Source organism: Pseudoalteromonas sp. XMcav2-N (assembly GCF_024124545.1).
Classification (GTDB): domain Bacteria; phylum Pseudomonadota; class Gammaproteobacteria; order Enterobacterales; family Alteromonadaceae; genus Pseudoalteromonas.
Genome location: NZ_JAMXSF010000004.1, coordinates 44385 through 66873 on the forward strand (window position 1 = coordinate 44385; position 22489 = coordinate 66873).

Below are 22489 nucleotides of genomic sequence, written 5' to 3' on the forward strand. Positions count from 1 at the left end.
ATGCAGTTATTTATGGTGTACCTGGGCGGGCGGTTGAGTGGCTGTCATATTGAAATGCACGACATACGTTTTGTTGTTGGTGAGCGTATCGAAGAAACCTTTAGCGCCCTGAAGCAACAATGGGTTGGGGACAAGGACAAAGTACATATGGACAGCTATGTGGCCCTTCAGCATATCGACGGGTATCAGGTGGATTTGGTTAGCGAACCGCCTGCACAACAGCCTAACCTTTATTTCGTTAATCTGGGTGGATATCAGCGCGACACTCTGGCAGAGCAGCATGCATTTGGGTTGTTTGTTGCACCTTCAGCACAGGCTGCAAAGGCACGCGCTTTAGACACTTTGCTGCCTCAGGTGGAATTGCGCCATAAAGATGATTTGTATGAGGTAGACGACTGTATGATGTTAGATCTCATTGATGGCCAGCACTATGTTCGTCTGACGCCCAGTGGCCAGTCACAATCGCTTGCCCCACAATGGTTTGGTTATCACAAACTGTGACTGCCAAAGCCCCGTTATTCAGTCCTCTTTATCTGCTTTGATAGCGATTTTTATGGCGATAATGACGATGGCAAACATCAGAAAAGGCAGGGCCGCTAAGGCATATTCTGCGATGTGGCTATCCTGGTAGTTGGGCTGCAAAATAAAGTGCCCACCAATACACAGCGCGATACTTATAAAGAGTAAAGGTAGCATTTTCAGTTCTTTATTTGGTTTGCTCATGGTGTCAGCCCCATTCAATACTTAATGTCACTGGCTTTTTAAACGAGTTGGCCTTACAACGCAAGCGATAGTGGGCTTTTCTTTGATCCAGCGCTTTTTAAGGTCACCGATTTTTTTGCGTCCACCTTCGTGTTATAACAGGGCTCAATGCCTGTCATTTGTACAGTGAAGGAATGAGGAATGAAAAAAAGTAAGGTAGTAGTGATCAAGCTGGGTACCAGTGTATTAACAGCTGGTACAGATAAGCTGAATAAGCCGCGTATGGTCGATATCGTCACCCAGTGTATGACACTAAAACAGCAGGGGTATTTACCCGTACTGGTGTCCAGCGGTGCAGTCGCAGCCGGAAGAGATGCTGTCGCACACAGTGTGGGTGTTTCGATTGCAGAGAAACAGATGCTGGCCGCCATTGGTCAGGGTCAGCTTATCCATCTTTGGCAGTCGTTGTTTTCCTTGTATGATCAGCCTGTGGCTCAGCTGTTGCTAACCCGCGCAGATGTTGAAGACCGGGAGCGGTACCTCAATGCTCGGGATACTATCACTCAGTTGTTGAAACATCAGGTGATCCCCATTGTGAACGAAAATGATGCCGTTGCCACATCTGAAATTAAAGTCGGTGATAATGACAACTTGTCAGCGCTCGTGGCTATTCTGGCCAACGCTGATAAGCTTATGCTGTTGACGGATCAGCCGGGTTTGTTCACCGCCGATCCTCGTAGCAATCCTACTGCCACGCTGATCTCGGAAGTCGAGTTTATCGACCAGTCTTTAATGGCATTAGCAGGAGGCGCGGGTAGCAAGCTGGGCACAGGTGGTATGTATACAAAACTCGAAGCTGCGCGTACAGCACAACGCGCCGGTATCGAGACCATTATTGCTAAAGGTGCTGAGCCGCAGGTAATCGAACAGGTCATGGCAGGCACAGCAGAAAGTACTACCTTTGTTCGCTTTGATGCGCCCCTGGAGGGACGTAAAAAATGGCTGCTTTCAGGTCCTAAATCAACGGGGTATATACAATGTGATCCCGGCGCGGTGGCGGCTATTTCGCACCAGGGGGCAAGCTTGTTGGCCAAAGGGGTAGTCGCTAGCGGAGGAGAGTTTTCTCGCGGTGACGTGATAGAAATACGAGACCTGGATAGTCAGCTGGTTGCAAAAGGGTTAGTGGCATTTGATCATCAGGAAATGGATCAAATTAAACGCTTACACAGCAGTGAGATCCCCTTGACACTGGGCTACCCAGCGTCCAACGTTGTTGTGCACCGCGATGATTTGGTGTTATTGGATATGTATGCCGGTTCAGTTTAAGACTTCACCCTCCGCCTGCGTCAATTGCACAGGATTCATTGCGCAGGCATGTTTGCAAGGGATTATTGAAAGCTGGTAAATAAACGCTAATCTTTAGAGTGAATCTGATCACCGGGCAACCACGTGACTACATCCACTTGCGGACACGAATACACCATCAGCTTATTGCAGCTTAAAGAAGAGCAGGCGTTGTATCAGCAGTTTTGTGACATTCTGGCATCTTTGCTGCCAGATTCGGCGCTAAGCTTTTTTATTCGGCCCAGTTTGTCGCGCAAAGAGTCCCTGAAGCTGGTTTATCAACAGCATGTGGAACAGGCGCTGGCATTAGAAGATATGCTGGAAAAAGCGCAGTTGTGCAGAGGCAAGCCCGCGTTGATCAGCAAATCCTACACCTGCATGCCTTTGCGACTTGACGACCAGGTTATTGGCTTACTTTGGGTCTACGAGGCGCTCACCCCAGCCAACTGTAACCTGACTGCACATTTGATGAATGTATTCTTTCATCAGTGGCATACATTAGCATTAGCCAGAATTGATCCTTTGTCTCAGTTACTCAACAGGCAAACGTTCGACGAAAGAGTGCTTCAGATAGCATCTGGGCAGGGCTTTTTACAGCCAAGGGAAGCACATAATGCGCGAAATTGGTACCTGGCGCTGTTTGATATCGACCACTTTAAGCGTGTGAATGACTCCTTTGGTCATGTCATTGGTGATGAAGTGATCTTGCTGACTGCACAATACCTCAAAGACAATTTTCGCGCAGAAGACTATGTCTTTCGTTACGGTGGAGAGGAGTTTGCCATTCTGTTTCAGGCACATTCAGATACAGAGGCGCAGTCATTGTTGGACAGGGTGCGCGATGTCGTAGGCATGGCTACGTTTCCCCAGGTAAAGACCGTCACGCTGAGTGGAGGCTACACTGAAGTCACGGACGTGATGCAAGTCTCTGAGTTAGTTAACCAGGCAGACAGGGCGCTCTATCATGCCAAACAGCATGGCCGGAATAAAGTCGTCTTTTTCGGTGCTCTGGGACTTGAATCTGAACAGGTAGCAAGCTCAGATATCGAACTTTTTTAAGCCAATATGTACCAATTATCTGGGAAGTTTGTGGTATTCTACGCGCCATGAGAATCCTGGAGTCTAACTATGAAATTAATCCGTATGCTGCTCGGCAGTCTGATCTTACTGTTTGATTTTATCTTTACCCCGCGTAGTAAAAAACGTCCGGCAGATGCGCAGGCGAAGTTGGATGCGCAAACTGCTAAGCTGAAGTTGTATCAGTTCAAGGGCTGCCCGTTTTGCGTCAAGGTACGCCGCGCCGCTAAGCGCGAAGGGCTGAAGCTGGAAACCCGTGATGCCATGAACAATCAGGTATACCGTCAGGAGCTGCAAGAGCAGGGTGGTAAAATTAAGGTGCCTTGCCTTCGAATTGAAGAACAAAACCAGGTGACCTGGTTATATGAATCGAACGATATTGTTGCTTACTTACAAAAGCTTGAGCAGGCAGCCTGAGCGCGACATCCGTAAACTGCACATCAGCGGTTTGCCCGTACAAGGGGCTATGCTAGCATTAGCCCCATGACCTCATTAGACATAATTTAAGAGAAAAAACATGACTATCCGCACGCGTGTTGCCCCGTCACCGACGGGCGATCCCCATTTAGGCACGGCCTATATTGCGTTATTCAACTACTGCTTTGCGAAACAGCAAAACGGTGAATTCGTACTGCGTATCGAAGATACCGATCAGCAACGAAGCACACCTGAATCTGAGCAGGCTATTATGGACAGCCTGCGCTGGTTGGGCCTTGAGTGGGATCATGGACCGGATGTGGGCGGCGAGTTTGGCCCTTACCGTCAGTCTGAACGCAGCGATTTATATAAAAAATATGCTCATCAGCTGGTGGAAGAAGGCAAGGCGTTTTACTGCTTCGCAACGGCGCAAGAGCTGGACGAAATGCGTGAACAGCAAATGGCGGAAGGCTTGCGTCCTAAGTATGACGGTCGTGGGCTAAAATTGAGTCAGGAAGAAATTCAGGCAAATCTGGATGCAGGTAAACCATACGTGATCCGTATGATGATCCCCGAAGAAGGCAGTTTTAAGTTTAACGACTACTTACGCGGTGAGATTGAGATCCCGTGGGAAAACGTTGATATGCAAGTGCTGCTAAAAGCGGACGGGTTTCCGACGTATTTCCTGGCCAATGTGGTTGACGATCACCACATGCAGATCAGCCATATCTTCCGTGGTGAAGAGTGGATCAACTCGGCGCCTAAGTTGCTGAAGCTGTACGAAGACTTTGGCTGGCAAGCACCGGTACTGGGTCACTTACCGTTATTGCGTAACCCTGATAAATCAAAACTGTCAAAACGCAAAAACCCCACTTCGATTAACTACTACAAAGAAATGGGTTACCTGCCTGAAGCAGTGCTGAACTACCTGGGCCGTATGGGTTGGTCTATGCCGGATGAGCGCGAGAAGTTTACTCTGGCCGAGATGATTGAACACTTCGACATGAAGCGTGTGTCTCTGGGTGGACCGGTATTTGATATCGATAAGCTGAGCTGGTTGAATGGTCTGTGGATCCGTGAAGATCTAAGTGATGAGCAACTAATTGAACGCTTCGTTGACTGGAAACTTAATGGTCAGATGCTGGCGCGTGTGTTGCCTGAAGCCAAGACTCGCATTAACACTTTGTCAGATCTGGTAGGCCTTGCCGGTCACTTTGTGGGTGGAATTCCTGAGTATGATCCTGCGCTACTGACAGCTGGTAAGGCGGAGGAAGAAACGGTACGTCAGGCACTGCAATTTTTCATCTGGGAGCTGGATAAGCTGCGTCAGTGGAACAAGAGTGAAGTCTTTGCGGTGGCTAAATCGGTGGCGACCTTCCATGAGCTGAAGATCAAAGACTTCCTGGAACCAATCTTCGTTGCCATTACTGGCAAAACCTCATCGACTTCAGTGGTTGATGCCATGGAAATTCTTGGTTCAGACTTGTCGCGTGCGCGTTTACGTGTGGCACTGAACCACCTGGGTGTGTCTAAGAAACAAGCTAAGAAGCTTGAGAAAGCATACCGCGAATACCCTAGCATCGGGTAATGAGGTCCTGCCTCATATTAACCCCATAATGTCGGGGCTTAATGATGTGCATGGAAAAAAAGGCTGAACTCAGGTTCAGCCTTTTTTATTGCCTAATTATCACTGAGCTGGCTACTTAAAAAGGTATCCAGCAGTGCCTTAAGCTGTTGCAGATCTGCCACTGGCATATTGGTCTGTGTCAGCATCTGCTGGGGAATACAGCTACAGGCGGCCTCCAGTGCTTTACCTGCATCGGTCAGATAGATATGGCACTGGCGTTCATCACGCTCAGAGCGCACCCGTGTCACCAACTCCTGTTGTGCCAGTCGTTTGAGCAATGGGGTGAGCGTGTTGCTGTTCAGCTGTGCTCGCTTGCCTATCTCTCCTACTAATAACCCGTCCTGTTGCCATAGGATCATCAGGACTATGTACTGCGGATAGGTGAGGCCATGGGCTTTCAACAAGGGTTGATAGAGCCGTGTGACCTGACGTGATGCGGCATACAAGCTAAAACATAGTTGGTTGTCCAGACGCAATTGCGTCGGCTGTTCTTTCATCTTATGCACTTAATGCTTTTTCAATATCTTTGCTTATTTTCTCAGGTTTTGTGGTCGGCGCATAGCGTACCAGTGGCTGACCGTCTTTACCCAGCAAAAACTTGGTGAAGTTCCACTTGATTTTGTTACCGAACAAACCGGGCAGGGCGTCTTTCAGGTAGCCATACAATGGATGGGCATTGTCTCCATTGACTTCAATTTTCTCCATCATCTGAAAATCAACCCCGTAGTTTATCAGACAGCCTTGTTGTATCTCAGTAGCACTGCCAGGCTCCTGTTGACCAAACTGGTTACAGGGAAAGCCTATAATGACCAGGCCTTGGTTTGCATATTGGTCATGCAGTGCCTGAAGTCCTTCGTACTGAGGCGTAAGCCCGCACTGACTGGCGGTATTCACAACCAGCACGACCTTGCCCTGCAGGCTGCTAAATTCAAAAGGCTGTCCTTGCAATGTATTAGCACTGAACTCGTATAGTTTGGTCATTTTAAATCTCTTGTGATTATGTCGTGTGCGATTTAATTTAGTATAACACCGCGAAGAGATCAAGTTTTATCCGGCCGGATTTCCTTAGTCAATCGATGTATTAAAGCGATCTAACAGAAAATCAATGAGTAAGCGCACTCGATACGGCATCAAATCTTTACGAGGGTAAACCAGCCAGGAGGCATTGTCCGTGACCTGGAACTCATCCAGCAGGGTGAGCAGCGCGCCCGAAGCAAGATGCGGTTCAACAATATCGCGCGCCAGGTGTGAAATGCCAAGACCATGCAGGCAGGCCTGCAATAAAGCGTGAGGGTGATTGGTCCGCCAGTTCCCGCTGACTTTGACTTCTTCAATGTTGTCGTCGATGGCAAAACGCCAGCGGTTATTAGCTGCCAGCAGGCAGTTGTGCTGACTCAGCTGATGGGGGTGTGTGGGGGCCGGGTGTTTGGTGAGATAGTCGGGGCTGGCAACCAGGGTCATGGGTCTGGGGGTCAGTTTTCGGGCTATCAGGCTGGAGTCGCGCATTCGGCCAAAGCGAATGGCCAGGTCAAAGCCATCCTCAACCAAATCGACATTACGGTTATTAAAATCAATTTCTACGGTGACTTCCGGGTATTGCAGGCAAAACTCAGCGATCACCGGGGCGACGCTGTTGGCCACAAAATCTCCGGCACCGGTAATACGTATGTGCCCTTTGGGGATCTGCTGACCACCGAGCAGCTGATCGTTGGCCTCGCTAAGCTCCTGCTGGATCAGCTTAAGCTTGGCGGCATAGTGCTTGCCCGCATCGGTAAGGTTAATACTGCGTGTTGTGCGTTGCAGTAATAAGGTGCCCAGCCGTTGTTCCAGCTGCTGGATCTGACGACTGACATGAGAGGTTGATACATCCAGCGCCTGTGCGGCTCGACTAAAGCTGCCATGTTCAACAACGGCGAGAAAAATATCCAAACCCTGCCACATTTTTATCTCTCCAGTGCAAGTAATTCAAATATAATATTTACATTGTTGCTGTATGGCAAAATTAATTTGCCTGCTAACTAATGATCATCACAGACGGGCAAGCTAGACTGAGGGTCGTTTCATATCGAGTCACAAATTAACAGGAACAGAGCATGTTGAATTTCAGTTTTCACAATCCAACGCAGATCCTATTCGGAGAAGGTCAGATAGGGGCGATGTCTGACAGCATTCCTGCGGATGCCAAAGTGTTAGTCATTTATGGCGGCGGCAGTATTAAAAGTAACGGGATTTACCAACAGGTGAGCGATGCATTGGCCAATCATAGCTGGGGAGAGTTTAGCGGTATTGAACCTAACCCCAGCTATCAGACCTGTATGCAGGCGGTAGAGTTGATCCGTCAGGAAGGCTATACCTATTTGCTGGCTGTGGGCGGTGGCTCGGTCATTGATGGTAGCAAGTTCATTGCTGCGGCGGCTGAGTTTGATGGTGAGCCATGGGATATTCTTGCCAAAGGCGCTGAAATAAAGTCTGCACTGGACTTGGGTGTTGTATTAACCCTGCCTGCAACTGGCTCGGAGTCGAACAGCTTCAGTGTGGTATCCAACAAAGAAACTAATGACAAACTGCCATTTGCTTCGCCTAAGGTGCAGCCCAAGTTTGCGGTATTGGATCCTCAGGTCATGGCCTCATTGCCTGAGCGCCAGCTTATCAATGGCGTGGTCGACCCGTTTGTCCACGTCATGGAGCAATACCTGACTTACCCCATTGATGCAAAAGTGCAGGACCGGTTTGCCGAGGGCCTGTTGCTGACGTTGATGGAAGAAGGGCCTAAGTTGTTCTCTGAGCAAGTGGATTATAAAGTCCGTGCCAATGTTATGTGGTCAGCAACCATGGCACTTAATGGCCTGATTGGTTCTGGTGTGCCACAGGACTGGGGTACGCATATGATTGGTCATGAACTGACCGCGGTTTACGGCTTAGATCATGCTCAGACACTGGCGGTTGTGTTACCACGCATGATGCATGAACAGCGCGATGCAAAGCGCGGCAAACTGCTACAATACGCCGAGCGTGTTATGGGGTTAGAAATCGGCGATGAAGATCAGGCCATTGAGCAGGCCATTGAGAAAACCGAAGCCTTTTTCCAGTCTCTGGGCATGAAAACCCGCCTGAGTGAGTACGGTGTTGGTGCAGAAGCTCCGGACAAAATCGTGGCACAGCTTGAACGTCACGGCATGGTTGCCCTGGGTGAACATCAACAGGTTGATCTGACTAAATCACGCGCCATCTTGCAAGCGTGTCTGTAAGGTTAATCTCACAGTTTGGGGCGGTGAGCGCAAATCATCGCCCTGTCTTCACGTATTTTACCTGCCTGTGATACTCTGCGAAGGTTAAAAGCAAAATCACTCGGGGTAATAAAATGGCAACTAAAGTTTGGGATGGATTCATACGTGGCTTTCATTGGTTACTTGTCATCGGTATCGCTGTGCTGTATTTCAGCGGTGAGGAAGGCTGGCTGGAGATCCACTTTGTAACCGGATATGTGTTACTGGCGCTCATGGCAACACGTTTGATCTGGGGGATCATCGGCAGTCAGACGGCAAAACTCAGTAGCTTATTCCATTCACCTAAAGCGATTTTGGCTTCGTTAAAATCGTCAGCGTCCTATGTCGGTCATAACCCGGCCGGCAGCCTGATGGTACTTGCCTTTTTTGTCTTAATCAGTGTGCAGCTCATTTCTGGTTTGTTTACGACGGATGATATTCTGGTAGAAGGACCGCTGGTGGCGCATGTCCCTTACAGCTGGGCCGAGCTTGCCGGGGATATTCATCATACCAATATCGATATTTTATTGATTGCCATTGCTGTTCACATTAGTGCGATTGTGATTTACCGATTGAGAGGCAAGAACCTGGTTAAGCCATTGCTGACGGGCAAAACAGCAGAGTCTGTATCATCTGCGCCTACTATGCGCAGTGGTCTTATCGCCTATGTGATTTTTGTCGTGCTGAGCGCTGTGTTGTTGTTCACATGGGGCTATGAGCCACTGATGGCGTTATTTTAATTTAGTTAAGTTACTGCAAAGGCTAAACTTTTAATAACTTAAAGCGTCCTTTTCAGGAAAGTTAAACAGATATGACCTCTCAGAGTCATAATTCTGCTAACATAGCGCGGTTTTAAAGCAATACAGAAGTGAATTATGCTAACTCCTTATTACCAGCAAGAAATGGATAGCGTGGCGATTAGCCGCGAGCAGGCCAGCCAGTTTGCTAAACTGGTGGCGGATGACTTTAACCCTTTGCACGATGTCGATGCTAAGAAATTCTGTGTACCGGGTGACTTGCTGTTCTCGTTAGTGCTTGAACGCTACGGTGTAAGTGAGAATATGCACTTTGACTTTGTAGGCATGGTGGATGAAACCAGTCGCCTGCAATTTCCACCACTGAGCGATGCCTTTGATATCACCTCAGAGGATAAGGTCATGCTGTCTGTAAAGCGAGATGGTGGGCGCAAGCAATGCGAAAGTTTGACCACTAGCCTGATCAGAAACTACGTCGAGTTCTCTGGCACCACCTTTCCTCATGTGATTATTCCACTGATGGCAAAGCAGGATGTGATGATTAATCCGGCACGCCCTATGGTGATCTATGAGTCTATGTCCATCCACCTGGACAGACTCGATATTGAAGAAGTGGCACTTCAGCCTGCAGAGCCTGAGTTTACCTATGACGGCAAGCGCGGAAAAATCGTGCTGCGATTCAACCTGTTCCATGGCGATGAGCAAGTTGGCCAGGGCGAGAAACATATGGTGGTTGCAGGCGTGCGTGAATATTGTCAGGAAGCCGTAGATAAGCTGATTGAGTATTACAACGAGCGTAAAGCGACCTTATAATCTCGCTCGACAAGGCACAAACAAAATAAAAAGCCCGCTGCTGCGGGCTTTTTGCTATGGGAGCTTATACCAATTTCACTTCATACATGTTCAATTTGAGGGAGCAAATATGACGCTAACGGCGTTAAAAATTTCTTATTTAGAACCTTTACCTAAGGTATAAGTTCGCAAATTTTCGCCTGGTTATCGACCCTATTTTCTCGCCTCAAAATTGCACACTTAATTAAGCAAATTGGTATTAAAAAACATATTTCACGGAGAATTGCAGTCGGTCCAGGTCCCCTTTGGCACCGCTTTCGGTTTCGCGGGTTGCGACCTTATATTCTGCGCCAAAAGTCAGTTTCTTCACTGGCGAGTAAAGAATGTTTGCGCTATAGCTGGTGGTGGACTCTGTAGGATCTACGGTGACGCCTAAGAGATCTTTGTCATTGTCTGCAGAGAAGAACGAATAAAGGAACGTAGAGCGCCATTGTGGGTTCCAGTAATGCTGGTATGCAACAAAGCCTGACGTCGAGTCAATCGCGTGTAACGCTTGGCCATCATAGACTGCACCATGTGCCGCATTGAGACCCACATAACGACCTAACCCCTGACCCTGAGTCAGCATAAATTTAAGGTTATTCTTACCAAAGTTGACCCGACCAGACGCGCTGATGCCGAAAGAGGTTTCGCTTTCATCAGCCGTCGCAACTTTATAGGTCAGCTCACGGCCTAACGCGGCGACGACCAGGTGACCCCAGTCCGCTTTATAGGTATAACGGGCGGTAAAGTCGGGCATACTGGCATCATCGGTAACAACACGGGCACCGCCTTCTGAGGTGATGGTGCTTTCCGGATTTTCTGCCGAGAAGGACCAGTTACCAATTGTGTACTTAGCCATGGCCTGGCGCACGAACACAGTACCATCAGCCGGACCGACAAAGTCCAGCGTTTCAGGTAGTGCACCGACGTTCTGGAAGTTGGACCAGGCCTGACCAAACAGCCAGCCTTTATAGGTCACATAGGCTTGACGGATCCGAGGAGAGTATGAGTTCGTTACCCGTTCGTTACCGCCTGTAGAAGCGATAAAGTCCAGCTCGATTTTGGTTTGAATACTGCTGCCGTCATCCAGCTTAGTATCCGTTGCAAAGTTAAATCGAGACTGGCGAGCATGCATGTCAAATACCGCATCTTTGGGCTCGCCACCACTGACCGGCGTTGTGCCAGGGACGTAGAAATCTCGACCAATGTGCTGAGAGGGCAAGCTGCCATCGGAAAAATCGCTCCAGATGGCATCAAGTTTTATATAACCACCATATTTTACTTCGGTACTACCCAGTTCTGCTGCGTTAACATTGGAAATGAGCAGGCCACTTAGTAATGCACTTTGCACAGCAAGGGCGCTGAGCGTTAAATGATTTTTTTTTGCTGTTGTCATAGTTGAATTCCTGTTTGCATTGCTCCGGGTTGCGCAGACATACCCCGGCGGAGATCAGCGAATGTGCCTCTTACCCTTCAATGTTGTTGATGGCGGCTTTTTACTCAATTAACCTTTGGTCTATACGACTAAGGTGGGATGGGGATGGAGGAGGCATATGCATTGCGGTACTTGTTACTGGTAGCACACCTTAAGAAGGAGCACTCTTATCTACTATGTTTGCAATATGGGTGCAAGTACAACTAAGGTCTAATACTTAATATAAAAAGAGTGGGCGATCCTTGGTGCATCGCCGTCTGGCCAAAAATCAACATGGAGATGACTATGTCACAGAGCATTTATCCAGTTCCTGAAGCTATCAGGAGCGCAGCGCTGGTAGATAACGATCAATACACAAAACTATACCAACAATCCATTGACGATCCTCAGGCATTCTGGGCTGAACACGGAAAGCGCCTTGACTGGTTTACCCCCTACAGCAAAGTAAAGAACACCTCTTTTGACAAAGGTCATATCAGCATCAAATGGTATGAAGACGGGGTACTCAATGCGTCTTATAACTGTATCGACCGCCACCTCAAAGATAACGCAGACAAAGTCGCGTTGATCTGGGAAGGTGACGACCCAACACAAAGTGAGCACATTACTTTTCAGCAGTTGCACGATGAGGTAGCGCAGCTTGCCAATGGTCTGAAAAAGCTGGGTGTAGAAAAAGGTGACCGCGTAGCCATTTACATGCCAATGACCCCTCAGGCGATTTATGCCATGCAGGCCTGTGCCCGTATCGGTGCGGTTCACTCAGTTGTGTTTGGGGGCTTCTCGCCGTCAGCTATTGCGGACCGGATCAAAGACTCAGGCGCCAAAGTGGTTATCACGTCTGATGAAGGGCGTCGCGGCGGAAACTGTGTGCCTCTGAAAGCCAATGTTGATGAGGCAGTCAGTCAGGATGGCGTTAGTATTGAACATGTGATTGTGCATCAGCTCACTGGTGGTGAAGTAGAATGGCAAGCGCACGATGTCTGGTGGCATGAGCTGGTGGCAGATGTCGCCAGCGAGTGCGAGCCAGAGCCAATGAATGCCGAAGATCCTTTGTTCATCCTTTACACGTCTGGCTCAACCGGTCAACCAAAAGGGGTAGTACATACCACAGGCGGTTATCTGGTATATTCATCCATGACGCACGAGTATGTATTTGATGTCAAAGCCGACGATGTTTACTGGTGTACTGCCGATGTGGGTTGGATCACCGGACACAGCTACATGGCCTATGGGCCGCTGGTAAATGGCTGTACTCAGGTGATTTTTGAAGGGGTGCCGACTTACCCAAGCTCCGGGCGCATCGGTGAAGTGGTTGATAAACACAATGTCACCATCTTATATACCGCGCCAACGGCGATCCGTGCTCTGATGGCCAAAGGCGATGAGCCAATTTCCAGCTCGAAACGCACCAGCTTGCGGATCATGGGCTCGGTGGGTGAGCCGATCAACCCGGAAGCCTGGAGCTGGTATTACGAAAAGATAGGTAACAGTCAGTGCCCGATTGTAGACACCTGGTGGCAGACTGAAACTGGCGGCATCATGATCACACCATTACCGGGAGCAACGGACATGAAACCGGGCTCGGCGACGCGACCTTTCTTTGGTATTGCACCAGCCCTGTTTGACGCTGAGGGTAATACGCTTGAGGGCGCAACAGAAGGTAACCTGGTGATCCTGGATAGCTGGCCTTCTCAGGCGCGGACTGTGTACGGCGATCACGAGCGCTTTGAGCAAACTTATTTCTCAGCCTATCCGGGGGTATACTTTACCGGTGATGGATGTCGTCGCGATGAAGATGGCTATTACTGGATCACGGGCCGTGTAGATGATGTGCTGAATGTCTCTGGCCACCGTTTGGGCACCGCCGAGATTGAAAGTGCACTGGTTGCGCACGAAGCTGTTGCGGAAGCAGCCGTAGTGGGTTACCCGCACGATATTAAGGGTCAGGGGATCTATGTATACGTCACTCCAAACGAGGGGGTCGCAGTCACAGAAGAACTGACCAAAGAAGTGCGTAACTGGGTACGCAAAGAGCTCAGCCCAATTGCCTCACCGGATATGATCCAATGGTCACCAGGCTTGCCGAAGACGCGTTCGGGTAAAATCATGCGCCGTATTTTGCGTAAAATTGCGGCCAATGAGTATCAGCAACTGGGCGATACCTCGACTTTGGCTGACCCAAGTGTGGTCGATGAATTGATCGAAAACAGACTAAACCGTTAATTGAGCGTTAATCGCTTGAATTGTGACAAAATATTGACCTACTATATCGGCTGTCGACATGACAGCCGATTTTTTAGGAGCTAAGCATGAACCAGTTTTTAATTGCGGACGATCACCCTTTGTTTCGCGAAGCATTAAAAGGGGCGCTGCAAAACCAGTTTGACGGGTTGGAGATTTTCGAATCTGAAAACTTCGAGCAAACCTTGCAACAATTATCCGAACAGGACGAGCTGGATCTGCTGTTGTTGGATTTACATATGCCGGGCAATGGCGATTTGTATGGCCTGATCCGCATCCGTGAGGATTATCCGAGTTTGCCTATTGTGGTGGTCTCGGGCAGTGAAGACCTCAATGTGATCTCTAAAGTGATGGGCTATGGCGCCATGGGTTTTATTCCCAAGGCGTCTTCATCAAAGGAGATTGTCGAGGCACTTAACCAGGTGCTCGAGGGCGATGTCTGGTTACCAGCCAGCCTTAAAGATCAGATTGCTGAGCTCGACGGAGAAGATAAACAGCTGGCACAGCAAATTGCGTCACTGACACCACAACAATACAAGGTGTTGCAATATTTGCACGAAGGGCTGCTTAACAAGCAAATTGCTTATGAACTGAATATCTCAGAGGCGACGGTCAAGGCACACATTACGGCGATATTCCGTAAACTGGGGGTCTACAACCGTACTCAGGCGGTATTGATTGCAGCTAAGCTGCAACTGGAGCCCCTTGACAGTCAGAGTTAACCTTTACAAGGTAATGATGTATCAGAGTAAATAATATTATGGAGATTAAGCAGTTAAAGGGGTACCGGACTGTTGCGACGATAACAGCGCTAATTTGCTTAGTTAGCATTCAGACCTCATTCCAATCCGAGGTTCTTGATGGAGTTGGTTTCATTGCTGGTGTGTTAGGCAGCTTTTTACTTGGACTTGCGGCAATCAATGTCACCATCAGGTTTGTGATCTGCCTTATTACCAGATTTACTCAAATTGGCTTTGTTAATTGGCTCTCAGGTTTGCTATTACTGTTATTAAGTGTGCTGCTATGGCTTTCTGCACTTGTCAGATTTGTTATCGGACCACTAGCGCAAAGTGATATTGAGCAACTGGGTCATTTTGTTGTCGTAGCTGGTTTGATAAATGGGGTTGCTGGGATTGTTTATTTCTACTTTATCTGGCCATTAAAACAAAGATGTATACCAAGCTAAGAACAATCAAAGAGTTAGCCAGCCACTATTAAAGTGAGACGCCAGTACAAAGGTGCTGGCGTTTTTATTGGATGCTAGGCAAACACCACGGTTTTGTTGCCATTAATAAACAGCTTATGTTCCGCGGCCAGTTGAATGGCTTTACAGAACACCACTTTTTCAATATCCCGGCCCATTTTCGCCATAGCCTCTGCGCTATCGGCATGACTCACCTGAGTGACATCCTGCATGATGATCGGACCTTCGTCCAATTCGTCATTGACGAAGTGTGCCGTCGCACCAATGATTTTTACCCCGCGCTCAAACGCCTGATGGTAAGGCTTTGCTCCGATAAACGCTGGCAGGAAAGAGTGGTGAATATTAATGATCTGATTGCTAAAACGGGCAACAAACTGTGGGCTGAGCACCCGCATATATTTGGCCAGGCCGATATAATCGGGCTGGTATTGCTCAATAACCTGAGCCATGGCATTGTCATGTTGCTCTCGTGTTAGTCCCTGATGAGAAACCAGATGGAAAGGGACGCCAAAGCCCTCTACCAAAGGCTTCAGGGTATCATAGTTGGCGATCACCGCCTGAATATCAACGTTAAAGGCATTCTCGTATTGCTTTAGCAGCATACCACCCAGGCAGTGAGCTTCTTTGGTGGCAAGCAGGACCACTTTGGTTTTTTCATTACCATGTAAGTGTACTTGTGCACCGTCTGGCAACACACTGCGTAGTTGCGGCAAAAACTGTTCACCGACATCACCTGTCAGTTCTGTACGCATAAAAAAGCGCTCACCAGCTTTATCTACAAATTCGTTGTTACGGACTATATTCAGGTTATGCTCAAAACAGAGCCCGGTCACTTTGGCAATTAATCCCACATCATCACGACACTGGGTGGTTAAAACAATACTCATATCCTCATTCCATATGCGCTTTTTATGAACCTTCCACCTTACCCCGTTGAGCGTAAAAAACAACCAGACAAAAGTCCGCCGTATCTGGGTCTTTCAGGTTGCTGGCTTCCTTGTGTTAATAAGTGTTAGTGTTGGTGTTGAATTTATATGAATAAATGCGGGTTTTGCAACGTCTGCTGTTATATCCAACATCCGCAAGGTCATTAAGGCGACGTAACGCATTCAGCGCCCAATAAAGTATCGACAAGCTTGATAATAACAACAAAGGAAATCAATATGGATCAGTTAACGGACTCGTTAGTCTCACCTTATCAATCAACGCACTTACAAAGAAAAGATATCACCCACAATGCAATCGCTATCACCGATTCGGTCGCTGATATATTTACCGCCCAGGCGCAGCGACACCCCGGCAAAATCGCGCTGATTGATGGCACACAGGAAATAAGCTTTCAGACATTATTACACCGTACAGAGGCGATTGCCGCTAAACTGGCAGAAAGTGGCATTGTACCCGGTGCTTTAGTAGGCGTGTGTATGGAGCGCAGCTGGGAGCTGGTAGCAACCCTGCTTGGTGTGCTCAGAGCGGGTTGCGTTTATGTGCCGTTGGATCCGGCCTATCCGCGTGCCCGCACTGACTATATGCTGGCGCACAGCAAAGCCGCTGCGGTGATTGTAGATAGCACTGCGTCGGCAGAGTTATGTCAAAGAGTCAGCACGCATATTGTGCTGGCCGACATAAACGATGAGCCATTGTCTCTGTCAGCGCCTGAATGTGATCCACAAGCTCTGGCTTATGTGATTTACACCTCGGGGTCGACAGGTGAACCAAAAGGTGTCGCAGTCACACAAAGCAATGTCCTTGCGATGTGTAATGCTATGGGCGAGTTGCTTTGTGAGGAAGAGCTGAGCGGCGTATTGGCGGCCACCTCGGTGTGTTTTGACCCGTCCGTGATGGAGATCATTGGTACCCTGTTACTCGGGGGGACGGTGATCCTGGCAAAAAATATTCTGGCATTACCTGATCTACCGCATTTGTCACGTGTTCGGACTTGCATTGCTGTGCCTTCAGCCATCCGGGCCATGCTCAGTGGTTATACCCTGCCGAATACGTTGCGCTGTGTGATTTTTGGTGGTGAGGTGCTTAATCCTGCACTGGTTAAACAGGTCTATAACCAGCAGCCGGGCCTGCGTGTGATCAATGTTTATGGCCCGACCGAAGATACCGTCTTTTCGACGGCTGTACAACTGCATCCAGACATGGCAGAAATCACCATTGGCCAGCCTGTGGCTAATACCCGGGCTTACGTGCTGGATAGAGACTTGCAACCGGTACCTGAAGGTGCAGCGGGAGAGCTTTATCTTGCAGGAGACAAGCTGGCTGCGGGCTACCTGTTTGATATACCACGCACAGATGCGCGCTTTGTTACCCCTGCACCTGATAGTGACATTAGTGAATCGCGCTTATACAAAACCGGGGACATGTGTCAATGGACCGAACAAGGCGAATTACGCTTTATTTCCCGGGTGGATCAGCAGGTCAAAATTCGTGGCTTTCGCGTTGAGCTTGAGGAAATCGAAACGGTGCTGAACACCATGCCGGGAATCGCAGAAGCCGCTGTGAACGTGTTGCAGGGAGAAAACAGACAGGCCAGATTGCAAGCCTGTATTGTCTGTCAGCAGGGGGAAGTACTCAGCCCCGATGTGATTTTATCCTTTGTGGCCCGTCATCTGCCAAATCATATGGTGCCACGTAGTGTCCGGTTTATTGATGCATTGCCTTATCTGCCCAACGGCAAGCTGGACCGCAGCCGTTTACCCGATATATCGGAGGATCGAGAACCACGGGAGTCATGCAACACTGGCGATTCTGAACAGGCAGTAATAGAGATGATCTGTGATGAGCTGAGCACTTTGCTTGGCCACACTGCTGATACTGTGTTGTCGCAAACTTTTGAGCAGGCAGGGCTGGACTCATTAACGACGCTGGAACTGAGCAATCGTCTGGGCAATATACTTGGTGTAGCTTGTTCCGTGCAGGCAATTTATGAGTTTAATACGCCCCAGCGTCTGGCTCAGCATCTGCTGAGTGTAAGCGCGGGTGAATCATTAACCGTCTATCAGAGCCCACTGCGCGATACACTCGAAGAGTTACAATTTCAATTACGTGCCAGTCATCCCCCCTTTGCTTTGGCTAAGGCCCAGTCGTGGTCGGCCGCGGATAAAAGTAAATTGGTTCAGGCTGCCACTCAGATGGTGAGTAAGCGTCGTGCTAACCCCTATAGCAAGGTGCTGCGCACCGGAAGCGGGACGCGTGGCACGGTAGCCGATGCCCGGCACAGCGATGCACGTGAGGCGATTATCTGGACCACTAACTTATACCTGGGGCTGAATCGCGATGCTGCCGTTATTGAAGCTGCACGTCAGGCTGTGGCAGAGTTTGGCACTGGCATGGGGACCTCCGCGGCGGCGTCTGGTTTAACGGATCTGCACCTGGCATTTGAGCAACAGTTTGCCAGCCTGGTGGGCAAACCCGCCGCTTGTTTGTTTCCAACGGGCTATACCGCCAATGTCGGTGCGGTAGCTGGATTATTGGGTGAAAACGATGTCGTCGTGATCGATCAGCTCTGCCACGCGTCCATCGTTGATGGCGCGCGTTTGTGTGGTGCCAAAGTACGTACTTTTAAACACAATGATGTAAACGATTTGGCCTCTGTGCTTGAGACTGAGGCTTCTCCCTATCGCACCGTATTGGTCGTTATCGAAGGTGTTTACAGCATGGGAGAGGGCGCCGCGCCTGTGGCAGAGATTGTCCGCATGGCAAAGTATTATCAGGCACTGGTACTGGTTGATGAGGCACACTCCTTTGGTTTTTATGGTAAGCAGGGTGCCGGGATTTGTGCTGAGCAGGGGATAAGCAAGGATGTTGATTTTATCATGACCACGCTGAGCAAATCGCTGGGCAGTCTGGGCGGCGTCGTTGCAACCAGTGCTGAGTATGTTGAGCTGCTAAAAGCCTCTTCCAGAGCCTACATTTTTCAGGCGTCAGTGAGTCCGGCAGATATCGCCGCAGCGCTTACGGCATTGCAGCGGATCAGTCAGGATGACTCACTGCGTAAACGGTTGTGGGACACCGCCCGTTACATGCGGGCTCAATTCAGTGCTGCCGGGTTTGATTTGGGCAGTGGGGACGGACCGATTGTGACCCCACATTTTGGCGACAAAGATAAACTATATGCGATTGTGCAGCGCTTGTTTGAAAAAGGCATTCAGGCTTCAGCCGTGACTTATCCGATAGTCGAAACCGGTCGCGGGCGGCTGCGTTTTATCTGCTCTGCAGCGCACACCAAAGACGATGTAGATGCGACCTTGGCGGCATTGCAAGATGCGGTGCAAGAAGTGGAAGTATTGTTTGCCAGGGCACCGGTATCCGAGCCTAAAAGGTCGATTGAGGCAACGGCGCTGGATAATTGGTGGGCTGAATTTTTAGCCTATCTGCAAAGGTGGCAAAAGACGCAGCCTGGCAAGGTACCTGACTTACGACTGGAGATCAGCACATCAGCCAGTAAACATACGCTGACTTTGTTGCAGGGCACGGTCAGCGAGGATAGTAAGATTAGGGCGCAGTTACCCGTATGCCGTATACGTCTTATAACACCTGAGGCGGTCGCTGCTCTGATCTGCGCAGATGTGCAGCAGGTGCTACAGGGCATATGCGACGGTGAATGCAACTTGAGCGGCCAGAGCGAAGTGTTCAGCTGGTTTATGGGCCGACTACTGGCATTTTGCGCCAAGTCAGAACCAGTCACTGCCATGTCTGAAACTGTCGGGATTTCGTCATAAATGCACTGTTTACTTATACAGTGCCCATGCTAGAGTAGCTGCCAATGACGATAATAAAACAAGGGATTACTATGCTTCAATCCAATGCACCTGGTGCACCCGGCGACTTCGATTTTATGATTGGCCAGTGGTCGGTACAGCACCGCCGTCTGAAGGACATACTTAATGGCGGCGATGAATGGATAGAGTTCACCGGGGAGTCATCAACGCTCAACACGCTGGGCGGATTTGGCAACGTGGAAGACAATTATCTGCATTTTCCAGAAGGCTCTGTGCGAGCAAAGGCGATCCGTTCATACAACGAGCGCACCGGGCAGTGGTCAATCTGGTGGTTGGATGGGCGCAACCCAGGCATGATGGATACCCCGGTGGTAGGCGAGTTTAACGATGGTGTAGGGCGTTTTTATGCGGACGAGGAGTATAACGGTGAAGCCATTAAAGTGCGCTTTATCTGGGACGCGACTAACCCTGAGCAACCAACCTGGGCACAGGCTTTTTCTAAAGATGGTGGCCAGAGCTGGGAAACCAACTGGGAAATGAGATTTACCCGTCTCTAACCCTTACAGCACATCCGCGCACTATGCCGCGTGGATGTGCTGTTTTACTTATGATTTGCGGTCGTATACGACGGCGTTATGAGCATGTAAGCTTTCCTGATGCTCCACTTTAAACTGATAATCCACGACCTCAGAAATGGACTCCAGCGTTGCTTTAATGCGCCTTGCCGCATCCTCACAAAACATCAGATTTTTCGCATTCAATGCAGCAAATGCCTGCTCATCTTCGCGTTTCACCGCCGTTTGTACAGGTGTTGCCAGCGTTTCTTCAAACAGTGCAAGCCAGTGCGCCAGATCCGGCAAGTGACCGCCAGCCAGATCGGCTTCAATGTACGCATAAGAGCGCTGGCTGTGTGGCGTAGCGACAGAGCCGAGCGGTCCTTTCAGCCATTCCAGCAGCTGCGCCTTGTCTATATTGTCCTGTGTGGCAAATTGCTGTGCCACTGTTTCGCTCAGTAACTGGCGAGACAAAGCTGCTGAGCAAGGGCAAGTACTGCTGTAGGTAATGGTACTGATAAGCTTACAGTGGGTTTTACCTTCAAGGTGCTCACAGTGCAGCTCTATTGGGTAGGCGTTGTAGCCGCTGTAGCTGCTTTTCAAAGCTGGTCTGCTCAATGGCAGCTCAAACTTCAGTACTAACTTGGCAGACCGACTGAGGCCTTGTTGAGACGCGACTATCTCTTTGAGTACCTTATCGAGCTGTGCAAAAGTGAGTTCTGTCCCCACCAATGCTTCGTTGGCAAGCAGGTAAAGGCGCGACATATGGATGCCTTTTGCGCCTGTATCCAGGCTGACAAAAACGTCCATAAGCGTGTTGATGTTGACGCTGGTCTGATCGCAGCGTACCAGCATCGGCAGTGCAATTTTTTCCATCCCAACCCACTTTAGCGGGCTCTGGCTGTCTGGCTCAAAATGGGTCGCAATATCGGGAAGTTGCATCATAGGTTATGAGTCTCACTTAACGGTTAAAACGTAATGCCTGTGCGGCATTGTGATGTGTGGTGACCTTGTCACCATCAAATACCATTTCGCCATTTACAAAGGTGGCGCGGATCTGATGAGAGAAAGTGGTGTTGTGAAACGGACTCCACTGACATAGGTAACGGGTTTGCTCGTGTTGTACGTGTGTTGAGTGATTTGGATCAACCAGCACCAGGTCGGCAAAGTAACCTTCTCTGAGATAGCCCCGCTTGTCGATGGCAAAGCGGGTTGCAACGTTGTGTGCGGTTTTCTCGACCACTTGCTCAAGCGTCATTGTGCCGCGTTTGACCTGCTCCAAAAGAGTTAGCAAAGCATGCTCAACCAGTGGCAGGCCTGCAGGGGCCTGCGGATAGGGCACGTTTTTCTCTTGCCAGGTATGAGGGGCATGATCGGTGGCTATGATATCAATGCGTCCGTCATGCAGAGCTTTTAGCAAAGCAAGCCGGTCGGATTCTGCTTTAATGGCCGGGTTACATTTGATCAGATTCCCCAGCGCCGGATAATCTTGCTCGTTAAACCACAAATGATGGACACAGGCTTCTGCTGTGATGTGCTTTTCTGCCAGAGGGGCAGTACTGAATAAGCTCAGTTCTTTTGCTGTGGTTAAGTGCAGCACATGTAGTTGAGTACGGTATTTTTTAGCAAGCGCCACAGCATACGAGGATGACTGATAGCAGGCTTCGTCGTCGCGGATCATCGGGTGATGGGTGATTTGCGGCGTGCCGTATTGTTGCTCGATGCGCTTGGCATTTTGTTGGATCACTGAACCTTGCTCGCAATGCGTGGCAATCAGTGTGGGACACTCTCTGAAAATTGCATCCAAAGCAGCTGGATGCTCGACCAGTAAATCGCCGGTCGATGCACCCATAAACACTTTAACCCCGCACACTGATTGTGGGTCAACGGCTTTGATTTCATCTAAGTTATCGGGCGTGGCGCCGAGGTAAAATGCGTAGTTAGCGACTGAATCTCGTTGTGCAATGGCTTGTTTGTCTGCCAGTGCCTGTCGGGTGGTGGTCGAAGGGGAAACGTTGGGCATTTCCATAAAACTGGTGATCCCACCGGCAACTGCCGCGGCTGATTCGCTGGCAATGGAGCCTTTATGCGTAAGGCCCGGCTCTCTGAAATGGACCTGGTCATCTATCATGCCGGGCATCAACCACATGCCCTGGGCATCGATGACTTCTTCATTAGACTTAGCCGATAAGTCCGGGCCAATCTCTGCAATATACTGGTTTTCAATTCTGAGATCAGAAACGTAAAGCTTACCTTCATTCACTAAGGTGGCGTGTTTTATTAAGCGTGCCATTGGTATCCTG

General features: G+C 49.4%; 21 protein-coding genes. 13 read left to right on the forward strand and 8 right to left on the reverse strand.

The annotated features are described in order from the left end of the window. The gene (locus NH568_RS06520; protein ID WP_253045904.1) at positions 1 to 501 is read left to right on the forward strand and encodes a DUF1543 domain-containing protein; all 501 of its coding nucleotides are present in this window, start codon (positions 1 to 3) and stop codon (positions 499 to 501) included. Between the two features lie 18 nt (positions 502 to 519). Here the strand turns inward: NH568_RS06520 and NH568_RS06525 are convergent, their stop codons facing one another. After that, on the reverse strand, positions 520 to 723 hold the full coding sequence (locus NH568_RS06525; RefSeq protein ID WP_253045907.1) for a hypothetical protein: 204 nt from the start codon (positions 721 to 723) through the stop codon (positions 520 to 522). 180 nt (positions 724 to 903) lie between these two features. On the opposite strand from NH568_RS06525, the gene proB reads away from it, so the two are divergent. From proB to gltX, 4 genes are all read left to right on the forward strand, one after another. After that, on the forward strand, positions 904 to 2028 hold the full coding sequence (gene proB / locus NH568_RS06530) for a glutamate 5-kinase (protein ID WP_253045909.1): 1125 nt from the start codon (positions 904 to 906) through the stop codon (positions 2026 to 2028). Between the two features lie 123 nt (positions 2029 to 2151). Next, entirely contained in the window at positions 2152 to 3105 is a 954-nt protein-coding gene (locus tag NH568_RS24180) for a GGDEF domain-containing protein (protein ID WP_253045912.1), read from the forward strand. A 69-nt stretch (positions 3106 to 3174) separates the two neighbouring features. After that, positions 3175 to 3540, forward strand: coding sequence for a glutaredoxin domain-containing protein (locus NH568_RS06540; RefSeq protein WP_138551505.1), 366 nt, complete (start codon positions 3175 to 3177; stop codon positions 3538 to 3540). A gap of 100 nt (positions 3541 to 3640) precedes the next feature. Next, positions 3641 to 5128 carry a glutamate--tRNA ligase gene (gene gltX, locus NH568_RS06545; protein WP_253045914.1) on the forward strand — a complete coding sequence of 496 codons (1488 nt, stop codon included), beginning with the start codon at positions 3641 to 3643 and terminating at the stop codon, positions 5126 to 5128. A gap of 92 nt (positions 5129 to 5220) precedes the next feature. Here gltX and NH568_RS06550 read toward each other — a convergent pair whose 3' ends face one another. The 3 genes from NH568_RS06550 to NH568_RS06560 form a co-directional block, all read right to left on the reverse strand. Continuing rightward, positions 5221 to 5664, reverse strand: a complete 444-nt coding sequence (locus tag NH568_RS06550) for a MarR family transcriptional regulator (RefSeq protein WP_253045916.1) — start codon at positions 5662 to 5664, stop codon at positions 5221 to 5223. Position 5665: 1 nt separating this feature from the next. Then, a complete protein-coding gene (locus NH568_RS06555) occupies positions 5666 to 6148 on the reverse strand; it encodes a glutathione peroxidase (protein ID WP_253045919.1) in 483 nt (160 codons plus the stop codon). An 84-nt stretch (positions 6149 to 6232) separates the two neighbouring features. After that, positions 6233 to 7108 (reverse strand): LysR family transcriptional regulator, encoded by an 876-nt coding sequence (locus tag NH568_RS06560; protein ID WP_253045921.1) that lies wholly within the window; start codon positions 7106 to 7108, stop codon positions 6233 to 6235. Between the two features lie 152 nt (positions 7109 to 7260). On the opposite strand from NH568_RS06560, the gene NH568_RS06565 reads away from it, so the two are divergent. From NH568_RS06565 to NH568_RS06575, 3 genes are all read left to right on the forward strand, one after another. After that, positions 7261 to 8415: an iron-containing alcohol dehydrogenase gene (locus NH568_RS06565; protein WP_253045924.1), complete on the forward strand. Its 1155-nt coding sequence runs from the start codon at positions 7261 to 7263 to the stop codon at positions 8413 to 8415. A gap of 113 nt (positions 8416 to 8528) precedes the next feature. Beyond that, positions 8529 to 9173: a cytochrome b/b6 domain-containing protein gene (locus tag NH568_RS06570; RefSeq protein ID WP_253045926.1), complete on the forward strand. Its 645-nt coding sequence runs from the start codon at positions 8529 to 8531 to the stop codon at positions 9171 to 9173. Positions 9174 to 9308: 135 nt separating this feature from the next. After that, complete coding sequence (locus tag NH568_RS06575) at positions 9309 to 10001, forward strand: DUF3581 family protein (RefSeq protein ID WP_253045928.1); 693 nt, start codon at positions 9309 to 9311, stop codon at positions 9999 to 10001. Positions 10002 to 10239: 238 nt separating this feature from the next. Here NH568_RS06575 and NH568_RS06580 read toward each other — a convergent pair whose 3' ends face one another. Continuing rightward, entirely contained in the window at positions 10240 to 11418 is a 1179-nt protein-coding gene (locus tag NH568_RS06580; RefSeq protein WP_253045930.1) for a DcaP family trimeric outer membrane transporter, read from the reverse strand. Positions 11419 to 11742: 324 nt separating this feature from the next. Between NH568_RS06580 and acs the strand changes: the two genes are divergently transcribed. From acs to NH568_RS06595, 3 genes are all read left to right on the forward strand, one after another. Next, entirely contained in the window at positions 11743 to 13680 is a 1938-nt protein-coding gene (acs, locus tag NH568_RS06585; protein ID WP_253045932.1) for an acetate--CoA ligase, read from the forward strand. Positions 13681 to 13766: 86 nt separating this feature from the next. Beyond that, positions 13767 to 14420, forward strand: coding sequence for a response regulator transcription factor (locus NH568_RS06590; protein ID WP_054014446.1), 654 nt, complete (start codon positions 13767 to 13769; stop codon positions 14418 to 14420). 38 nt (positions 14421 to 14458) lie between these two features. After that, positions 14459 to 14884, forward strand: a complete 426-nt coding sequence (locus NH568_RS06595) for a hypothetical protein (RefSeq protein ID WP_253045936.1) — start codon at positions 14459 to 14461, stop codon at positions 14882 to 14884. Positions 14885 to 14958: 74 nt separating this feature from the next. On the opposite strand, the gene purU is transcribed toward NH568_RS06595, so the two are convergent. After that, entirely contained in the window at positions 14959 to 15789 is an 831-nt protein-coding gene (purU, locus tag NH568_RS06600; RefSeq protein ID WP_253045939.1) for a formyltetrahydrofolate deformylase, read from the reverse strand. 276 nt (positions 15790 to 16065) lie between these two features. Between purU and NH568_RS06605 the strand changes: the two genes are divergently transcribed. Together NH568_RS06605 and NH568_RS06610 are read left to right on the forward strand one after the other, a co-directional pair. Further along, a complete protein-coding gene (locus tag NH568_RS06605; RefSeq protein WP_253045943.1) occupies positions 16066 to 19632 on the forward strand; it encodes an amino acid adenylation domain-containing protein in 3567 nt (1188 codons plus the stop codon). 71 nt (positions 19633 to 19703) lie between these two features. Continuing rightward, positions 19704 to 20189, forward strand: coding sequence for a DUF1579 domain-containing protein (locus NH568_RS06610; RefSeq protein WP_253045947.1), 486 nt, complete (start codon positions 19704 to 19706; stop codon positions 20187 to 20189). A gap of 48 nt (positions 20190 to 20237) precedes the next feature. Here NH568_RS06610 and folE2 read toward each other — a convergent pair whose 3' ends face one another. Further along, on the reverse strand, positions 20238 to 21131 hold the full coding sequence (folE2, locus tag NH568_RS06615) for a GTP cyclohydrolase FolE2 (protein WP_253045949.1): 894 nt from the start codon (positions 21129 to 21131) through the stop codon (positions 20238 to 20240). 16 nt (positions 21132 to 21147) lie between these two features. Beyond that, a complete protein-coding gene (locus NH568_RS06620) occupies positions 21148 to 22479 on the reverse strand; it encodes a dihydroorotase (protein ID WP_253045951.1) in 1332 nt (443 codons plus the stop codon). Positions 22480 to 22489 lie beyond the last annotated feature (10 nt).